We start from the raw sequence: 18201 nt of genomic DNA on the forward strand, positions 1-18201 counted from the left end.
AGGAGATCGCCATGAGTCAGGACATCATCAAGTGCAAGGCCGCCGTTGCCTGGGCCGCCGGCCAGCCCTTGTCCATCGAGGAAGTGGAAGTGGCCCCGCCCAAGGCGGGCGAAGTACGGGTGAAGCTGGTGGCCACCGGGGTGTGCCATACCGATGCCTACACCCTGTCCGGTGCCGACCCGGAAGGCATTTTCCCCTGCATCCTGGGGCATGAGGGCGGTGGCATTGTCGAGTCCGTCGGCGAAGGCGTCACCAGCGTGGCAGTGGGCGACCATGTGATTCCGCTGTACACGCCGGAATGCGGCGAGTGCAAGTTCTGCAAATCCGGCAAGACCAATCTGTGCCAGAAAATCCGCGCTACCCAGGGCAAGGGCCTGATGCCGGATGGCACCACGCGCTTCTCCAAGGACGGCCAGCCCATCTACCACTACATGGGCACCTCCACCTTTGCCGAATACACCGTGCTGCCGGAAATTTCGCTGGCCAAGGTGAACAAGGCTGCGCCGCTGGAAGAAGTCTGCCTGCTGGGTTGTGGCGTCACCACCGGCATGGGTGCGGTGGTGAACACCGCCAAGGTGAAGGCGGGCGATACCGTGGCCATCTTCGGCCTGGGCGGCATCGGCCTGTCGGCCATCATCGGCGCGCGCATGGCCGGGGCCAGCCGCATCATCGGCATCGATATCAACGAGAGCAAGTTTGAACTGGCGAAAAAACTGGGTGCCACCGACTGCATCAACCCCACTCTGTTCGACAAGCCGATTCAGGACGTGATCGTGGAAATGACCGACGGCGGCGTGGACTTCTCCTTCGAGTGCATCGGCAATGTCAATGTGATGCGCTCGGCGCTGGAATGCTGCCACAAGGGCTGGGGCGAATCGGTGATCATCGGCGTGGCCGGAGCCGGGCAGGAAATCTCCACCCGTCCCTTCCAGCTGGTGACCGGCCGGGTATGGCGCGGCTCGGCCTTTGGCGGCGTGCGTGGCCGTTCCGAACTGCCCACCTATGTGGAGCGTTACCTGAAGGGCGAATTCCGCCTGGACGACTTCATCACCCACACCATGCCGCTGGAAGAAGTGAACACCGCCTTCGAACTGATGCATGAGGGCAAGAGCATTCGTTCCGTCATCCACTACCGCCAGGACTGAGCGTTGCGGACACCAGCCCTGCTACGGCCCTGGCCCTGCCAGCCGCGCTCAGACCACCCTGCCGGGCCGCAGCTATTGCCGGCCCGGCCTGTTCGGAAGACGAAAATGAATCTGGAAAACATCAGCAGTGCCATGTGCTTTGGTGGCTGGCACAAGCAGTATCTGCACGACTCTGCCGTGCTGGGCTGCCGCATGCGCTTTGCCATCTATCTGCCGCCACAGGCCGCACGGGGTGACAAGGTGCCGGTGCTGTACTGGCTGTCCGGCCTGACCTGCACCGACGAAAACTTCATGCAGAAGGCCGGCGCGCAGCGTATCGCCGCCGAGCTGGGCATGGCCATCGTGGCCCCGGACACCAGCCCGCGCGGTGAAGGCGTGGCAGATGACCCGGCCTACGACCTGGGCCAGGGCGCGGGCTTTTATGTCAACGCCACCCAGGCGCCGTGGAACCGCCATTACCGGATGTACGACTATGTCAGCCGCGAGCTGCCGGCCTTGATCGAGGCGCACTTTCCGGTGAGCCAGCGCCGCGCCATTGCCGGCCATTCCATGGGCGGCCACGGTGCGCTGATCTGCGCGCTCAAGCGGCCGCAGGATTATGTGTCGGTATCGGCCTTCAGCCCGATTGCCAATCCGCTGAATGTGCCATGGGGGCAGAAAGCCTTTGCCGCCTATCTGGGCGAGGAGCGCCGACAGTGGCTGGAGTGGGATGCCTGCCATCTGCTGGAACAGGCGACCGCGCTGCCGCCGTTGCGGGTGGATATCGGCCTGGCTGATGGTTTCCTGGCCGAGCAGCTCAGGCCGGAAGCGCTGGAAAACGCCGCCGGTGCCGGCGGCCATGCGCTGCAGCTGCACCGCCATCCCGGTTACGACCACAGCTATTACTTCATTGCCAGCTTTATCGAAGAGCAGCTGCGCTTTCACGCCGGCTATCTGGCCGGCTAAACCCAGGCAGATGCAAAAACAGCCGGGATAGCCGGCTGTTTTGCTGAGGGACCAGGGCGCGGTCAGATACTGGCGGCCTGGCGTTGCTCCTTGCGGGTGACCAGGCTGACCAGCACAAAGCTGAGCACACTCACCGCCAGGCTCAGGTAGATGGGCACATTGGAATCCAGCCCATAGCTGATCATGGCCAGAATGGCGGTACCGCAGCCCAGTACCATGCTGCTGATGGCCCCCGGTGTGGTGGCACGCGGCCAGAAGATGGCGCCCAGCAAAGGCACCAGCATGCCGGCCACCAGCAGGTTGTAGGCCAGTGTCAACGCGCTGATCACATCAGTCACCACCATGGCCAGGGCCAGCACCAGCAGGCCGACCAGCAGGGTAACGATGCGGTTGGTCCACAGGCTGCAGCCATCGCGCCCGCTGAGGTCTTCGGTCAGCGTGGTGGAAGCGGCCAGCAAGGCTGCGCTGGCGGTGGACATCATGGCGGCCAGCGCGGCGGCAATCACCAGCCCGCGCACCCCGTCCGGCAAGCCTTCCTTCACCATGGAGGCAAAGGCATTGGCCGGCACCTCCAGATCAGGCAGCAAGACCTTGGTGGCCATGCCGATGGCGGCACAGATCAGCCCGTACAGGATGCAATACACCCCGGCAATGCTGCCGGCGTAGCGCGCCACCCGCTCGCTGCGCGCGGTGAACACCCGCTGCCAGATATCCTGGCCGATCAGGATGCCGAAGAAGTAAATGACAAAGTAGGTCAGGATGGTGTCGCCACCGATGGCCGTGAAGCTGAAGTAGGAGGCCGGCAGCTTGGCTGCCAGTTGCTCCCAGCCACCCACGCGGTACAGGCAGATGGGCAGCAGGATGAACATCAGCCCGATGGTCTTGATCAGGAACTGCACGATGTCGGTCAGCGTCAGCGACCACATGCCGCCCACCGCCGAATACAGCACCACCACCCCGCCGCCGATCAGCACCGCCACCCAGAATGGCAGGGTGAACAGCACCTGCATCACCGTGGCAATGGCCAGCACCGAGGTCACGCTGATCATCACCGCATACATCAGCATCACCAGCGCGCTGGTGCGACGGGCCAGGGTGTTGTAGCGCCGCTCCAGCACCTGGGTGACGGTAAACACCTTCAGCTTGAGCAGCGGCTTGGCCATGAACAGGTTGAGCACCAGAATGCCGCAGCCCAGTGCGGCACACAGCCAGAAGCCGGAAATGCCGTACACGTAGCCCAGCTTGACGGTGCCCACCGTCGAGGCACCACCCAGCACGGTGGCGGCCATGGTGCCCATGTAAAAGCCCGGTCCCAGATTACGGCCCGCCACCAGGAATTCCTCGCGGCTGGTGGCACGGCGCATGCCCAGCCAGCCCAGCAGCAGCATGCCGGCGATATAAATGAACACGACAAAGATATCGAGTCCCATGGTTTGTCTCCTAAGTCTGCCTTGTTGGCAATTGGCTATGAACGGATTGTGATTGGCCGCTCTGTGGCGGCCTGGATGACGTACTCAGCGGCGGATGACCACCCCGGGCAGCACGCACAGCATTTCAAACAGGAGATTGGCCCCCAGCAGCGCGGTATTGCCGGTGGTGTCATAGGGTGGCGACACCTCCACCAGGTCACAGCCCACCAGGTTCAGCCCCTGACAGCCGCGCACGATTTCCAGCGCCTGCACCGAGGTGAGGCCGGCCACTTCCGGCGTGCCGGTGCCGGGGGCAAATGCCGGGTCGATGCCGTCGATGTCAAAGCTCAGATAAACCGGTCCGCCCCCCATCTGCTGACGCACTTCCTGCATCAGGCCCTGCAGCGAATGGTTCCAGCACGCTTCGGCCGGCACCACGCGGAAACCCTGGCGGCGCGCCCAGTCGAAATCCTCGGCGGCATAGCCGCTGCCGCGCAGGCCGATCTGCACCACCCGGTCCGCAGCCAGCAAGCCCTCTTCCTGGGCACGGCGGAAGGTAGTGCCATGGGCGATTTTTTCGCCAAACATTTCATCGTTGATGTCGGCGTGGGCATCGACATGGATCAGCCCCACCGGGCCGTGCTTGGCCGCGATGGCACGCAGGATGGGCAGGGTGACGGTGTGGTCGCCGCCCAGCCCCAGCGGGATCACGTCGTACTGCAGCAGGTCGCGGTAGCCCGCCTCGATGCGCGCCACGCTGTCCAGCAGGTTGTAGGGATTGGTGGCGATATCGCCGATATCGGCCACTTGCAGGCTGTCGAAGGGGGCCGCACCGGTCCCCATGTTGTAGGGACGCAGCAATACCGATTCATTGCGGATTTCCCGCGGACCAAAACGGGTGCCGCTGCGGTTGGAGGTGCCGATATCCAGCGGCAGGCCGACAAACACGGCATCCAGGCCGGCGGCGGTTTCCACCTTGGGCAGCCGCATCATGGTGGCGATGCCGCCAAAGCGCGGCATGGCATTGCCACCCAGCGGCTGATTGCGTTCAGCGATTGACATGCTGACTCCTGAAACTGAGGTTGAACGAGGGCTCAGTCTATTCAGGCGGCAACTTGGGAAAAATCACCGTATTCCACTGTTTACATTGATAAATCTGAATGTGTGTAATGACCGGCCTGACCTATCGCCATCACCGGGACAAAACCATGCTCAACACCCTGTCCAGCCTTGATCTACGCCTAATCAGGGTTTTTCGCGCCGTTGTCGATGCCGGCGGCATTTCCGCGGCCCAGTCCACCCTGAATGTCAGCCAGTCCACCATCAGCAACCAGCTGGCCGCACTGGAAACCCGGCTGGGCTACCGCCTGTGCGAACGTGGCCGTGCCGGCTTTGCCCTCACTGCCAAGGGCAGCCAGCTGCTGCATGCCAGCCGCCAGTTGCTGGATGCTGCCGAGGCGTTCTGCGTGGAAGCACGGCAACTGGAACGCAAGCTGGTGGGGCAGTTAAGAATTGGCGTGGTGGGCCATACCACCATGCGGGCACATGCGCGGCTGTCGGAAACCATACGGCGTTTTCGCCAGCGCGAAGAGGCGGTGGAGCTGGTGCTGTCCATGCTGGCACCGGGCACCCTGGAAGAAGCGCTGATCAACGGAGAAATCCACCTGGGCATCGGCTATTTCTGGCACCGCGCGCCCAGCCTGCAATACCTGCCGCTGTTTACCGAACACCAGCTGGCCTATTGCAGCCAGGAACACCCGTTGTTCAGGCAGGCGGGCAATATGGCGGTGGAAGAAGCCGCCCGCCACGACTGGGCCTGGCGCAGCTACCCGCTGCCGGACATTCAGCTGCCGGTGGAAAGCTGGCGCATCACCGCACGGGCCGACAATATGGAGGCGATGGCCGTGCTGATCCTGTCCGGCCATCATCTGGGCTTTCTGCCCGAACACTTCGCCCGCCCCATGGTGGAGCAGGGTCTGCTGCGGGCGCTCAATCCGGCGCTGCTGTGCTATCACCCCACCTTTCACATGGTGACGCGGCAAAGCGCACGGCAGAGCGAGGTGGTCTGCGCCTTTATGCAGGATTTGCTGACGGCGCACCAGCTACCGCCAGCCTGAGCCGACTCAGGGAGCCAGCCGCAGCCGTTGCCAGCTGGCATCGGCCTGCAGCAGGTACACCACCCGGTCATGCAGGCGGCTGGGGCGGCCCTGCCAGAATTCGATACGGTCGGGAATCACCGCATAGCCGCCCCAGTGCGGCGGGCGCGGTACATGCAGCGGGTGCTTGACGCCAAACATGGCGGCACGGCTGATCAGCACATTCTTGGAGCTGATCTCGGTGCTCTGCTCGCTGGCCCAGGCCCCCAGGCGGCTGGTATAGGGACGGCTGGCGAAGTAGGCATCGGACACCTCTGGCGCCACCTGTTCCACCCGGCCCTCGATGCGCACCTGACGCTCCAGCTCCGGCCAGAAAAAGGTGATGGACACATAGGGATTGGCCGCCAGCTGCCGGCCCTTGCGGCTGAGATAATTGCTGTAGAACACCAGCTGGCCGTTTTCCACACCCTTGAGCAGCACGATGCGCGCCGTGGGCCGGCCATCTTCGCCCACCGTGGCCACATTCATCGCCGTCGGCTCGTGTACCTGGGCGGTCATCGCCTCGTTCAGCCATAGTTCGAACTGCGCCACGGCATCCGGCAGGCAATCTTCCGGTGACAATTCCTTTTTTGAATAATCCTGGCGGATATCGGCAAGATTCAGCGACATGCGGTTCTCCTGATGCGGTCAGACGCCATGGTAAGTCAGAAGCCGGCGGCAGGGGTAGATCAAGCACGGCGGCAACAGCACTCATCGGAAAAAGTGCAGATGAATCAATCTGCTGGCGAAAAACCCCGTAGTTAGGGACGTTAGCTGTAACTTAGGCTAGAATACTGCATTTCCTCTGCGGCCTTTTCCGCTCATGCATCTGGTTGCCTTTGGCCTGAATCATCACACCGCCCCGCTGTCGGTACGCGAGAAGCTAGCCTTCCCGGCCGAGGTATTGCCCAACGCGCTGGAAAGCCTGGTGGGTTCGCACGCGGCGCGCGAGGCGGCCATCGTTTCCACCTGCAACCGCACGGAAATCTACTGCAACAGCAATAATCCCGAGCAGGCCCTGCAATGGCTGTCGCAATACCACGGCCTGGCGGTGGAAGAACTGCGCCCCTATCTGTACCAGCTGGATGCCAGCAGTGCCGCCCGCCATGCCTTCCGTGTGGCTTCGGGCCTGGATTCCATGGTGCTGGGGGAAACCCAGATCCTCGGTCAGCTGAAGGACGCGGTACGTACCGCGGAGAATGTCGGCACGCTGGGCTCCTTGCTCAACGGCCTGTTCCAGCGCACCTTTGCCGTGGCCAAGGAAGTGCGCAGCAGCACGGCAGTGGGTTCCAGCTCGGTGTCCATGTCTGCCGCAGCGGTAAAGCTGGCCGAGCAGATCTTCCCCACCATTGGCGAGCTGAACATCCTGTTCATCGGCGCCGGGGAAATGATCGAGCTGGTGGCCACCCACTTTGCCGCCCGCGAGCCTTCCTGTATCACCATTGCCAACCGTACGCTGGAGCGTGGCCAGAAGCTGGCCGAGCAGTTTGGCGGCAATGCCATCACCCTGTCCGAGCTGCCCGATGTACTGCACCGCTACGATGTGGTGGTGACCTCCACTGCCAGCCAGCTGCCCATCGTCGGCAAGGGTCTGGTGGAGCGCGCCATCAAGGCCCGCCGCCATCGTCCCATCTTCATGCTGGACCTGGCGGTGCCGCGCGATATCGAAATCGAAGTCGGCAAGCTGAATGATGTCTACCTGTACACGGTGGACGATATTGCCAGCATCGTCGAGGTGGGCAAGGAAGCCCGCCAGAGCGCGGCAGAAGAGGCCGAGTCCATCATTCAGGCCCGAGTGGCCGAATTCAACGACTGGCTGAAAAAGCGCGAGACCGTACCGCTGATCCGCGCCCTGCGCGACGAAGCCGACCGTACCCGCCGCCATGCGCTGGAGGCCGCACTCAAGCAGCTGGCCAAGGGCACGCCGCCGGAAAAGGTGCTGGAAAGCCTGTCGCAGCAACTCACCAACAAACTGATGCACCCCCCTACCCAGGCGCTGTCCTCCGGTAGCGGCGCGGAGCATGCGGCCATGGTGGAAACCATCGCCCGTCTGTACCACTTACATCCGGAGTCGTAATGAAACCGTCGATTGCGACAAAACTGTCGCAGTTGGCCGATCGCCTGGAAGAGGTCACCCACCTCCTGGCCAGCGAATCGGCGACTGCCGATATGGATCAGTTCCGCAAGCTGACCCGTGAACACGCCGAACTCACCCCGGTGGTGGAAACCTTTCAGCAATACCAGCAATGTGAAACCGACATCGCCACCGCCAGCGAGATGCTGTCCGACCCGGACATGAAGGAATTCGCCCAGCTGGAAATCGATGAGGGCCGGGAAAAAATGGCCGCGCTGGAGCTGGAGCTGCAAAAGCTGCTGCTGCCCAAGGACCCCAACGACGAGAAGAACATCTTTCTGGAAATCCGCGCCGGCACCGGCGGCGACGAGGCGGCGCTGTTTGCCGCCGACCTGCTGCGCATGTATACCCGCTTTGCCGAACGCAACCGCTGGCAGGTGGAAATCGTCTCCGCCAGTGAATCCGACCTGGGCGGCTACAAGGAAGCCATTGTCCGCATCATCGGCTTCGGTGCCTATTCCAAGCTCAAGTTCGAATCCGGCGGCCATCGCGTGCAGCGCGTGCCGGCCACCGAAACCCAGGGCCGCATCCATACCTCGGCCTGCACCGTGGCGGTGATGGCCGAGGCCGACGAACTGGTGGATGTGGTGCTGAACCCGGCCGACCTGCGCATCGACACCTTCCGCGCCAGCGGTGCCGGTGGCCAGCACATCAACAAGACCGACTCGGCGGTGCGCATCACCCACCTGCCCACCGGCATTGTGGCGGAGTGCCAGGATGGCCGTTCGCAGCACGCCAACAAGGCCAGCGCCATGCAGGTGCTGGCGGCGCGCATCAATGACATCCAGCGCCGCGAACAGCAGCAAAAAGAGGCGGCCGAGCGCAAGAGCCTGATCGGCTCCGGCGACCGCTCCGAGCGCATTCGCACGTATAACTATCCGCAAGGCCGCATTACCGACCATCGCATCAACCTGACGCTGTACAAGCTGGATTACGTGATGGATGGTGACCTGGTCGAGCTGACCGATGCACTGATCACCGAACAGCAAGCCGAACTGCTGGCCGCACTGGGCGACTGAGCGGTGCAGCCCGGTTTGCCCCGCAGCAGACATCGTTGTACACTCTGACCCCGAAAAAGCAGCCCTTGTCCGCAAGGGTCCGGTTCATCCGGTCCTGCCGCTTTTTCTCCGAATCTTCAGGCCACGCAAGTGGCCTTTTTTCTTGCCTGCGCCGGACTGCGGGCCGGCAAGGAACAAAAAAATCGGCCAGGTCCCAGAGGTAAGACCCGGCCGTTCCCAACGTGGAGATGGGTGGAAAACTGCTGGCGCTGCCGCAAGGGCAGCCGCCGTGTGCTTGCATCATGCTGGCGGCAGCCTGCCGGCCAGCAGATTATCCATGCATTGAGGACATCGCTCGTACAAAACTCCGGCAAGTGGCGGCTTTGCACAATAAAATGCTTCAACTGAAGTAAATCGCGGCTTTGCATTGATTATCAATGAGCTAGCCGCAAGGATAAGCAGCCACTGCAAAACTGGCAAAGCAGTTATAATCATGCCAGCCATGACTAAACCACATGAATCCGATGAAACTGCCTCCTCTTAACGCGTTGCGTGTTTTTGTCGCTGCGGCGGAACACCTGTCTTTCACCCGTGCCGCCACCTCGCTGCACCTGACGCAAGGCGCCGTCAGCCGCCATGTGCAGACGCTGGAAGAGTTCTACGGCACCAGCCTGTTCATCCGGCAGGCGCGTGGCCTGGCGCTGACTGCCGAAGGCGAGGCGCTGGTGAAACCGGCACGCGATGCCTTCCAGCTCTTGCATGAAGCCAGTGAAATGCTGCGGCTGCGCCAGAGCGGGCTGCGCGTGCGCATTCCCCCCACCCCGGCCATGCGCTGGGTGCTGCCCAATCTGCCGGACTTCCAGACCCGCTATCCGGAATACACCCTGCACCTGATCACCCAGCTGATTCACGACAAGCCCTTCAACCGCGCCGAATATGATCTGGCCATCATCGGCATGGCGCGCCCGGAGGTGTCCACCGACATGCGCATTGAATGCATCTGCCGCGAAAAACTGGTGCCGGTGTGCTCGCCAGCCCTGCTGGAAGGCCCGCATCCGCTGCGCACGCCGGAGGATCTGCAATACCACACCTTGCTGCATCCCTGGCGTGATCAGGATGTATGGGACCGCTGGCTGAAACTGGCCGGGGTGAACTCGCTGAATTCGGAAAGCGGCGTGACCTTCGACGCGCTGGAATACGCCCTGCATGCGGCCGCAGCCGGCATGGGGGTGACGCTGGCGCAGGTGTCGATGGTCAACGACGATATCCAGCGCGGACGGCTGGTGATTCCCTTTGATACCGTGCTGGAAACCGAGTGGGCTTACTACCTGATGTACTCGCACGAAATGGCACAGCAGCCGAAGATCCGCGCCTTCCGCGACTGGCTGATCGCCACACTGGAGCGCAGCGAGGCGATCAGCCGCAGCATGTAGCCAGGCTTATACGCTGGCGGTGTCCTGCTGTTGCAGCCAGTGTTCAAACTCGCCCAGCGCTGCTTCCAGCCCGGCCAGCAGCGCCGCGGCCTGCTCACCCTGGCCAGCCTTGGCCGTCTTTTCCACCCGTTCGGCGGCATCGCCCATGGCATTGGCCCCCACCATGCGACTGGCCCCCTTGATGCGGTGGGCCGCCCAGGCCAGCTGCTCGGCATTGCGCTCGGCCGCGGCCTGGCGCAGGGCGGCCATGTCATCGCGATTGGCCACTTCGAAGTCGTGCAGGATTTCCAGCTCGACCGACAGTTCGCCATCACTGTAGACCTCCAGCACGGAGCGGTCGACCGGACAGAGGGCGGCGCTATCGGGTGTCTGCTCAGGGGTATCGGACATCACATTCTCCTGCGGTTGGTGCAGCCATTTATCCAGCATGGCCGATAGGACATTGATGGCCAGCGGCTTGGTCAGAAAATCATCCATGCCGGCGGCACTGGTCTTGTGCAGCTCTTCCTGCCCGGCATTGGCGGTACAGGCGATGATGGGCAGCCGGCCGCGTTCGGCATGCTCGGCCTCATAGGCACGAATCAGCCGGGCCAGTTCGTAGCCGTCGGTGACCGGCATGTGGCAGTCGGTCAGCAGCAGGCTGTACTGGCCGGCCTGCCACATGGCGTAGGCTTGCGCGCCGTCTTCGGCACAGTCGGCCTTGTAGCCCAGCTTTTGCAGCTGGCGCAGCGTGAGCTTGCGATTGGTGGGATTGTCTTCGGCAAACAGGATGGGCAAGGCCGCGCCCTGCGGCGTATCCGGCGCAGCTGTCGATGGCTGGCCGTCGTCAACCTCGGCGCCCGGCAGCTCCTCGGCATCCACGATATTGGCCACCAGCAGCAGCGAGGCACGGGTGCCCTCGCCCGGCTGGCTTTCCAGTTCGACATGGCCGCCCATCAGGCCGGCCAGCCGGCGGCAGATGGCCAGCCCCAGCCCGGTGCCACCAAAGCGCCGGCTGGTATCGGATTCGGCCTGGGTAAACGGCTCGAACAGCCGCGCCAGGTTTTCCTGGGAAATGCCGATGCCGCTGTCGATGATGTCAAAGCGCAGGGTCTGCGCGGCAAATTCCTGCTCCAGCACCTCCACCCGCAGGGTGATGCCGCCATTGGCGGTGAACTTGACGGCATTGCTGACAAAGTTTTGCAGGATCTGCCGCAGCCGCAGCGGATCGAGCAGCAGGGCCGGGGCCAGCTTGTCGTCCACTTCCAGTTGCAGTCGCAGGCCCTTGGCGGCGGCGGTCTCGGCATACAGGGTGCGGACCTGTTCCAGCAGCGGCTTGACCGCGGTCGGGGTTTGCACCACTTCCAGCTTGTCGGCCTCGATCTTGGAGAAGTCCAGGATGTCGTCGATCAGCCGCAACAGGGTGCGCGCCGACTCCTGAATGGTGTTGACGCTGTCTTGCTGCTCGGGATTGAGCGGCGTCATGGTCAGCAGTTCCAGCATGCCCAGCACGCCGTTCATCGGGGTGCGGATTTCATGGCTCATGGTGGCCAGGAAGGAGCTCTTGGCACGGTTGGCCGCATTGGCCTGGTCGCGTGCCATGCGCAGTTCGAATTCCGCCAGCTTGCGCTCGGTGATGTCCAGGCAGGCCAGGATGGTGCCCTCGCGCGGCCGGTCGGGGAAGAGCAGCATGCCCTCGAACAGCACCCAGATCGGCCGGCCATCGGCCCCCAGGCATTCCAGTTCGCAGCGCAGCTTGCTTTGGTATTGCGCCATGTTGTTGAGCTGGCTGGTCAGGTCGAACCAGCTCTGGTCGGACGCCAGCAGCTCCATCAGGTGCATGCCGGGCAGGCTGCTGCCGCCCTGGCCGAAGATGTCTTCCGCCATGCGGTTGGCGCGCACGATCTGCATCTGCTCGTTCAGCCGCAGCAAGCCGACCGGCGAGGCGGAATAGATGGCTTCTTCTTCCTGCAATACCGAGCGCAACTGCGATTCGGACAGCATGCGCCGGTCTTCTTCGTCGAAAAAACCGAGAATGTTGGCATAGGCACCAACCAGCGGCTGGATGCCCTTGCCCAGCATGGCCAGGTCCGGATGCAGCAGGCAGATCAGCGCCGACACATCGTCATCCATCGACACCGGCAGGGTAATCCACGCGGGCATCTCGGCCAGCCTTTGCAGCAACCAGGTCAGCGGCTCGGCCTCGTGGGACAGCGCCTCCAGCGCGGGCAGGGTGTCCGGCCATTGGCCGGCCTGCAGGCGGATTTCGAAACGGTCGTCCGGGAACTCGGCCAGTACCAGCATGAAGCCCTGTTCGGCATGGCTGAAGTGGATGAATTCCTGTAGCAGCCGGTCCAGTACTTCGTGGCGTGGCCAGCGGCTGAGCATGAGATTTTCCACATGGGAAATGGCCGACAGCATGCTCAGATTGTGCTCCAGCGAATTCTCGGCAATGCGGCGCTGATGTTCGTCGCGCACGATGAGCATGAAGACTTTTTCCGCTGCCGAGGTTCGGAAGGTGCTGAGGGTGATGCCGGCGAAAAACAATTCGCCATTAAGCTTGATGCCCTCGCCTTGCAGCTGCTGGCTGCCCAGCTCGCTGACCGCCAGCAGGGTGTCGGCCAGGGACTGTTGCAGCCGCAGCAGCTGGCTGATGTGCCGGCCTTCCAGTTCCTGGCTGCCGGTGCCGAATAGTCGCTGGGCGCCGGCATTGGCCGATAGCACCCGGCCTTGCTGGCTGATGGTCATGATGGCGTCGCCGGCGGCATCCAGCATGCTTTGCAGATGGTTGAGCGGCTTGAGCACCCGTTTGGTCATGCTGTACAGCAGGATCAGCGCCAGTCCCAGTATCGCCAGCCCCAGCAGGCTGTCATGGATCAGCTGGCGGCGGTAATCAGCCAGTGCCTGCTGGATCTGCTCGGCACACAGGCGGTTGGCATGCTGGAACATGGCCCAGCTTTCCTGCTGCACCTTGTCCAGCAGCTGCTGCATGCCGCTTTGCATGTCATGCATGCTCTGGTGCTGCTGCTGGCGCTGCAGTTGCTGCTTGTTGAGCATGTGCAGCGCCAGGGCAGAATCGGAAATGCGGCGCAGGCTGTCGGCCAGCGCCGGGTCTTCGAGATGGCCGGCATCCACCCGCAGCTGTTGCAGCATCAGATTGCTCAGGTCCAGCCGCGACTGCAGGTCACCCTCTTCGGTCTCGCTCAGCGGCGAGTCCAGCTGGCTGCGCAGCAGCAAGGCGGTGGCGGTGGTGCGCAGGGTATGGCCTATGCTCCAGCTGCTCTGGGCAATGTCCATATTGACGAAAAGCCCGGCCGGCGCAGTCCATTTCATCTGACCGTTCATGCCGATCAGCACGTTATCGATGGCATCCTGCAAATGGCGGGAGGACAGTTCCTCGGCATAGCCCAGGGTTTCATCCTGCCCCCAGGCCGGGCCGATGCGCATGTCCACCTCGGGCCGCAAGCTGCGGAAACTGTCCAGTTGCAGCTGCACCATGGCCAGCTTGGCGCGCTGCTCGCTCACCACATCGCGCTGGCTGGCAGCCTGCGCCAGTTCCATCCAGTGATCGGCCTGCGTGCGCAGCAACAGCAGCTGGCTGCGCTCCTGCGGAAATGGCGGATAGCTGCGATACAGCAGGCTGCGGCTGAGTATGGCCTCGCGCCGCAGCAGATCGGCCGCGGTATACAGCTTGGTGCGGATCTCCTGCACATCGGCCAGCGCTACCGCCTGCTGGTAGTGCTGCCATGACACCGACAGCAATCTGGCCACCCAGCCGATCTGGAAGACCCCCAGCAACACCACGATGGCAATCACCGCCCTGCCGATGGATAAGGTCTGGCTTGCCTTGCTGCTGATCGTGGCCATGCACTCTCCCCTGCGGGCAGTCAGTTTCAGCCGGTCGGCTCGGAGGCAGGGTCGCCATCACTGGCAACCACCACGGCTTTTTCCACCACCAGCTGCTGTACGCCATAGCGGTCGCTGTAGTTGCGCAGCACCGCCAGCTGGTTGGCGGATATGCTGGCACCGCGAGGCAGCAGCAGGTGACCGCTCTTGCTGAACAGGTCTTCGGCCAGTACCGCACCGGGCTTGGCACTGTTTACGGTAACGGTCTCATTGGGCGCATCCGGCAGGTCTTCCGGGCGCGGCTCGAACAGGCGGCGGAATACTTTCTTGTCGTAGTCGGTACCGGTATCCACACCGTAATAGCTGAAGGGATCGACCTCGGGCCGGGTGCGACGCAAGGCCTGCATGATGGCCTTTTCCACATCCACCGGCTTGGGTGGCTTCACCACGAAACCATCGGCATGCAGCTGCATCGCCACCGTGACATTGCCGCGGTCGGCATGCCCGGACAGGATGATGAAGGGCAGGTTGGATGCATTCATGGTATGGCCGCAGCGCAGTTCCTTGAGCAGGTCCAGGCCGTTCATCGGCTTCATTTCCACATCGCACAGCACCAGGTCAACCATGCGCATGTCCAGCGTGCGCATGGCGGTGCTGCCATCCGGCGCCTGCGAGATGTTTTCCGCACGGATCCCCATGGATTGCAAGGACTGGCTGACCAGCGTCCTGACCAGTGACTGGTCATCCACCACCAGTATCTTGAGCTTTTCCAGTTCGTTGGACATGTTTACCCCTTTGCATGGCGGGACATCGCTACGCTGCCGGTCTAGTGCGTAAGCTCGCCGGCAGTCTGTTGCTGTAAATAAGATGATAGTTCGCCGCTGCCCAGCTGCAGGGCGATCTGCTCGCCACTGACGCTGCACCCCTCCAGACCAGCCAGCAGTTCGAGGTCGGCTTCCATGTCGAGCCGGGTGATGGTCAGCTGCGACAGGCTCAGGCCACAGCATTGCAATAGCGCCGGCATGTCCACCCCCTGCGCGCGCAACTGGCGCAGGGCCGGGGCAGAAACGGTGGCGCCATCCAGTGGCAGCCGCAACAGATTGCCCACGGTCAGGCCACCCTCGCCCAGCTGGTCTGCCAGCAGCGCAAAGCCGAAGTACTTCAATTTGGCAATGTTTTCAAAGCAGACCGCGGCAGTTTGCTGCTGCAGGCCATCGGCCAGCAGAAAACCGATCTGCCCGGGCTGGATGCCATATTGCCGCAATACGCTGTTGTAACGGTCGAACAGATTGTCGTTGGCCAGGCAAGCACCATCCAGATAAAGACTGAACAGACAGTGCTGGCGCTGCTCCCGCGGCAGGCTGGCCAGCAACTGGGCCAACTGCTCCAGCACCACTTCCAGAACCAGCACCGGCAATGGCGGGTTGGCCGCCAGCTGGCGGTAGCGGGCGGCATCCAACGGCAACAGCCCGTCGGGCAGCCTGATGGCGGCCAGCTGCATGCCGCGCAGCTGCTGCATGTCCCGGCTCAGTACCGGCTTGAACTCCAGCTGCAGTGGCTGGCTGATGCAGTCCTGCCAGACCTTTTGCAAATCAAGCGGGTAGGCCAGCGCGCGTTGCTCCAGATCGGCAAAGACGGCGTTGAGCCGATGCAGAAACTGGTCGATGCTGTAGGGCTTGCACAGGAAATGCACGCTCTCGATACCCTGGTGGCGCGCCATGTCGGCAATGGTGTGCAAGGTACGCTCGTCATAGCCGGAAATGATCAATAGTGAGGCCCGGCAGCCGATGGCGGTGAGATTCTTGATGAAATCGATGCCGTTCATGCCCGGCATGCCGATATCGGTAATGATCAGGTCATAGCTGGTTTCGGCAGCGCTGCGCAGTGCCTCGGCCGGGTCGCTGAACTCATCGATCTGGGTGGCATGCCGGCTGAAAAAACCGGTCTGGCGGGAAATCAGCTTGCGCAGAATGACCTGGTCTTCCAGGATCAACAGCCTCATTGGCAGCGACGACATGACGGTATCCCCCGGCGGATGGCCGCCGGGAATGGGAAGCCGGCAGCAAAGCGATAATTTACCCCTTTGGTATAGCAGCAAGCCACGCCGGGAGGCAAGCATTGCGCCGTTATTCATTGATAAAATTGGCGATCACTTAAACAATTAATATAAATTCCCGCCAGGGAAAGCGCGGATTGCCCTGCTCAAGCACATAAGGCTGCCCGCTGCATTGCACACTGCAGATTTCTCACAATTCATGACAAGCAGCTAAGCAGCCTATTCCCCCTTTGCCGCGGCCGGCTGCGCGGGCGGCGCATACCACTGCGCAGCCGGCACCACCACCGCCTGCTCCGGCTGGGCCATGAAATGCGGCGACATGATCTGCACGCCGAATTCGTTGAAGGTATCCTGAATGTGCCCATGCAGCTCGCTGCGCACTTCCTGTGGCAGGGCATCGGCCAGCGCACGCAGCTGCAGTTCGTACTCGACGTAAAAGTCCTGCAGATTCAACTGCCGCACCACCACCGCTTCGGTGTGATCCACCAGCGAGGTGCGGTGGGCTGCCAGTTCCAGCATGGCTTTCACCTGTCGCCACGGCGTGTCGTAACCAATGGTGACCGTGGTCGTCAGCATCAGCCCCCGCCCCGGGCTGGTCCGGCTATAATTCTCCACCTTGCCGCCCACCACCACCGCATTGGGCAGGGTCACCTCATGCTCCTGCCGGGTCAGTATCTTGGTCGACAGTGCACTGAGTTCGGTTACCACGCCCTCGACATCGCCAATACGCACAAAGTCTCCCGGTCGCAGGGCTCGCGAATACACCAGGACCAGGCCACTCATCGCATGGTTCATGATGCCCGCCGAGCCCAAGGTAACCAGCAAACCGAAAAACACGCTCATTCCCTTGAATGCATCAGAGTCGGCACCAGGCAGATAGGGATAGGCAACGGTCAGCGCAAACAGCCAGAGCACCACCCCCAGCAGCCGACGGGTGGCACCGGCAGTCTCGGGATGCAGGCCGGGAAAACGCAGCTGGCCACGTTCGGCCATGTCGAATATCAACTGCAAACCACGGGTCAGCAAGCGGGTAAACAGGAAGATCAGTCCCACCGTCAGCAAACCGGGAACGGCACTGAGCGCATCAGCCGCCAGCGTGGCGACCAGCTGCCACAGGAAACTGCCCAGGCGGCGACTCCAGGGCAGGGTATAGGGAAAACGTCCCAGCAGCCAGGTAAGCCACAGATAGCTGAGGAAAATGACGCACAGCGCAGTGGTCAGGTTGATGATGCTGCCTTCGGCACGCTGCAGCAGCCGGCGCAGCGTCTGCCGTTTGCTAAGCCAGCCGGGAAACAGGGCATGGCGGTGCGACACCCGCAACAATGCCCGCCGACGCAAGACCATGATCAGATAAAGCAGGGCGGCAAACAGCACACTACCCGCCAGACTCTGCGCCAGCGCACTGACGAGTGCGCCGGAAGAATGCTCTTCCAGATAAGCCAGTCGCAAGGCATTCAGGCGCTGCTGCACATTGCTGGCAGACTGCTGCAAGCTCAGGCCATCCGCCGGATCCAGATCACCCGCAACAATATTGAATAGCGACTTGCCGTTGACCGACAGCCGGTAGCCGGCACTCGCCCCCTGCCCATAAGGTGTCGCCTCAACCGGATGGCTGGCATCCGCCTGTTCCAGAGCCTGCAAGCGAGCCTGCACCCTGGCCACACGCTGCTGGGCAGTCAGCTCCCCCTCCTTGGCCATGAACAGATAAATCGGCTGCCCACCCAGCACCAGAGTGCGTTGCTGTTCCCAATTATCCGGGGCCAGCCGCGGCTCTGCCGCCTGTGTCAGGCTGGCCAGCAACAAGGCAAGGATACAGAGCAGAATTCGGGCCATGATGCATTCCTCCTGTCGATGACAGCAACATCATAGCTGTTTGCTGCCTTCGGGGGCAGGCAGCACAGCCACGCCCCCCCAGAATGCACGGGCCGAGACGTAACAAAGCCGCCCACAGGCGGCTTATGCGATGACATCAACAGCAGAGCCAGCCCCAATGCAAAAAGCCCAGCTCGATTGAGCTGGGCTTTCAAAGGGGAGTCTGGCGGTGTCCTACTTTCACATGGCGAATGCCACACTATCATCGGCGCTAAGGCGTTTCACGGTCCTGTTCGGGATGGGAAGGCG

General features: G+C 62.5%; 13 protein-coding genes and 1 rRNA gene. 6 read left to right on the top strand and 8 right to left on the bottom strand.

Annotated features, from left to right (window positions below; all coding sequences use genetic code 11):
* Positions 1–11 precede the first annotated feature (11 nt).
* Together DFR38_RS05085 and fghA are read left to right on the top strand one after the other, a co-directional pair.
* On the top strand, positions 12–1145 hold the full coding sequence (locus DFR38_RS05085) for an S-(hydroxymethyl)glutathione dehydrogenase/class III alcohol dehydrogenase (RefSeq protein WP_059286125.1): 1134 nt from the start codon (positions 12–14) through the stop codon (positions 1143–1145).
* Positions 1146–1256: 111 nt separating this feature from the next.
* Complete coding sequence (fghA, locus tag DFR38_RS05090) at positions 1257–2090, top strand: S-formylglutathione hydrolase (RefSeq protein WP_420865222.1); 834 nt, start codon at positions 1257–1259, stop codon at positions 2088–2090.
* Between the two features lie 62 nt (positions 2091–2152).
* Here the strand turns inward: fghA and DFR38_RS05095 are convergent, their stop codons facing one another.
* Together DFR38_RS05095 and speB are read right to left on the bottom strand one after the other, a co-directional pair.
* A complete protein-coding gene (locus DFR38_RS05095; RefSeq protein ID WP_059286127.1) occupies positions 2153–3520 on the bottom strand; it encodes a sodium:solute symporter family protein in 1368 nt (455 codons plus the stop codon).
* 84 nt (positions 3521–3604) lie between these two features.
* Complete coding sequence (speB, locus tag DFR38_RS05100) at positions 3605–4561, bottom strand: agmatinase (RefSeq protein WP_059286128.1); 957 nt, start codon at positions 4559–4561, stop codon at positions 3605–3607.
* Between the two features lie 107 nt (positions 4562–4668).
* On the opposite strand from speB, the gene DFR38_RS05105 reads away from it, so the two are divergent.
* Positions 4669–5616, top strand: coding sequence for a LysR family transcriptional regulator (locus tag DFR38_RS05105; RefSeq protein ID WP_239688664.1), 948 nt, complete (start codon positions 4669–4671; stop codon positions 5614–5616).
* 6 nt (positions 5617–5622) lie between these two features.
* Here the strand turns inward: DFR38_RS05105 and pdxH are convergent, their stop codons facing one another.
* The gene (gene pdxH / locus DFR38_RS05110; protein WP_059286129.1) at positions 5623–6264 is read right to left on the bottom strand and encodes a pyridoxamine 5'-phosphate oxidase; all 642 of its coding nucleotides are present in this window, start codon (positions 6262–6264) and stop codon (positions 5623–5625) included.
* A 193-nt stretch (positions 6265–6457) separates the two neighbouring features.
* Here pdxH and hemA point away from each other — a divergent pair, with 193 nt between their 5' ends.
* The 3 genes from hemA (at position 6458) to DFR38_RS05125 (ending at position 10199) form a co-directional block, all read left to right on the top strand.
* Positions 6458–7711: a glutamyl-tRNA reductase gene (gene hemA, locus DFR38_RS05115; protein WP_059286130.1), complete on the top strand. Its 1254-nt coding sequence runs from the start codon at positions 6458–6460 to the stop codon at positions 7709–7711.
* Complete coding sequence (gene prfA, locus DFR38_RS05120) at positions 7711–8787, top strand: peptide chain release factor 1 (RefSeq protein WP_059286131.1); 1077 nt, start codon at positions 7711–7713, stop codon at positions 8785–8787. The genes hemA and prfA overlap by 1 nt, the downstream gene beginning before the upstream one ends.
* 494 nt (positions 8788–9281) lie before the next feature.
* Positions 9282–10199 (top strand): LysR substrate-binding domain-containing protein, encoded by a 918-nt coding sequence (locus tag DFR38_RS05125; protein ID WP_082693455.1) that lies wholly within the window; start codon positions 9282–9284, stop codon positions 10197–10199.
* A gap of 6 nt (positions 10200–10205) precedes the next feature.
* Here the strand turns inward: DFR38_RS05125 and DFR38_RS05130 are convergent, their stop codons facing one another.
* The 5 genes from DFR38_RS05130 to rrf form a co-directional block, all read right to left on the bottom strand.
* Entirely contained in the window at positions 10206–14045 is a 3840-nt protein-coding gene (locus DFR38_RS05130; RefSeq protein ID WP_110313095.1) for an ATP-binding protein, read from the bottom strand.
* Positions 14046–14071: 26 nt separating this feature from the next.
* Entirely contained in the window at positions 14072–14809 is a 738-nt protein-coding gene (locus DFR38_RS05135; RefSeq protein ID WP_059286134.1) for a response regulator, read from the bottom strand.
* 41 nt (positions 14810–14850) lie between these two features.
* Positions 14851–16041, bottom strand: coding sequence for a response regulator (locus DFR38_RS05140; RefSeq protein WP_158527690.1), 1191 nt, complete (start codon positions 16039–16041; stop codon positions 14851–14853).
* A gap of 258 nt (positions 16042–16299) precedes the next feature.
* A complete protein-coding gene (locus DFR38_RS05145; RefSeq protein WP_059286136.1) occupies positions 16300–17913 on the bottom strand; it encodes a mechanosensitive ion channel family protein in 1614 nt (537 codons plus the stop codon).
* 200 nt (positions 17914–18113) lie between these two features.
* A 5S ribosomal RNA gene (gene rrf, locus DFR38_RS21830) occupies positions 18114–18201 on the bottom strand; the annotation flags it as partial.

The sequence above is a fragment of the Aquitalea magnusonii genome, from assembly GCF_003202035.1.
In the GTDB taxonomy this organism is placed as follows: Bacteria; Pseudomonadota; Gammaproteobacteria; order Burkholderiales; family Chromobacteriaceae; genus Aquitalea; species Aquitalea magnusonii.

What these genes read in the sequence shown, in the direction of transcription:
- DFR38_RS05085 (WP_059286125.1), top strand. Translation starts at nt 12, where the DNA reads ATGAGTCAGGACATCATCAAGTGCAAGGCCGCCGTTGCCTGGGCCGCC.
- DFR38_RS05095 (WP_059286127.1), bottom strand. Translation starts at nt 3,520, where the DNA reads ATGGGACTCGATATCTTTGTCGTGTTCATTTATATCGCCGGCATGCTG.
- speB (WP_059286128.1), bottom strand. Translation starts at nt 4,561, where the DNA reads ATGTCAATCGCTGAACGCAATCAGCCGCTGGGTGGCAATGCCATGCCG.
- DFR38_RS05105 (WP_239688664.1), top strand. Translation starts at nt 4,669, where the DNA reads ATGACCGGCCTGACCTATCGCCATCACCGGGACAAAACCATGCTCAAC.
- pdxH (WP_059286129.1), bottom strand. Translation starts at nt 6,264, where the DNA reads ATGTCGCTGAATCTTGCCGATATCCGCCAGGATTATTCAAAAAAGGAA.
- hemA (WP_059286130.1), top strand. Translation starts at nt 6,458, where the DNA reads ATGCATCTGGTTGCCTTTGGCCTGAATCATCACACCGCCCCGCTGTCG.
- prfA (WP_059286131.1), top strand. Translation starts at nt 7,711, where the DNA reads ATGAAACCGTCGATTGCGACAAAACTGTCGCAGTTGGCCGATCGCCTG.
- DFR38_RS05125 (WP_082693455.1), top strand. Translation starts at nt 9,282, where the DNA reads ATGAATCCGATGAAACTGCCTCCTCTTAACGCGTTGCGTGTTTTTGTC.
- DFR38_RS05130 (WP_110313095.1), bottom strand. Translation starts at nt 14,045, where the DNA reads ATGGCCACGATCAGCAGCAAGGCAAGCCAGACCTTATCCATCGGCAGG.
- DFR38_RS05135 (WP_059286134.1), bottom strand. Translation starts at nt 14,809, where the DNA reads ATGTCCAACGAACTGGAAAAGCTCAAGATACTGGTGGTGGATGACCAG.
- DFR38_RS05140 (WP_158527690.1), bottom strand. Translation starts at nt 16,041, where the DNA reads ATGTCGTCGCTGCCAATGAGGCTGTTGATCCTGGAAGACCAGGTCATT.
- DFR38_RS05145 (WP_059286136.1), bottom strand. Translation starts at nt 17,913, where the DNA reads ATGGCCCGAATTCTGCTCTGTATCCTTGCCTTGTTGCTGGCCAGCCTG.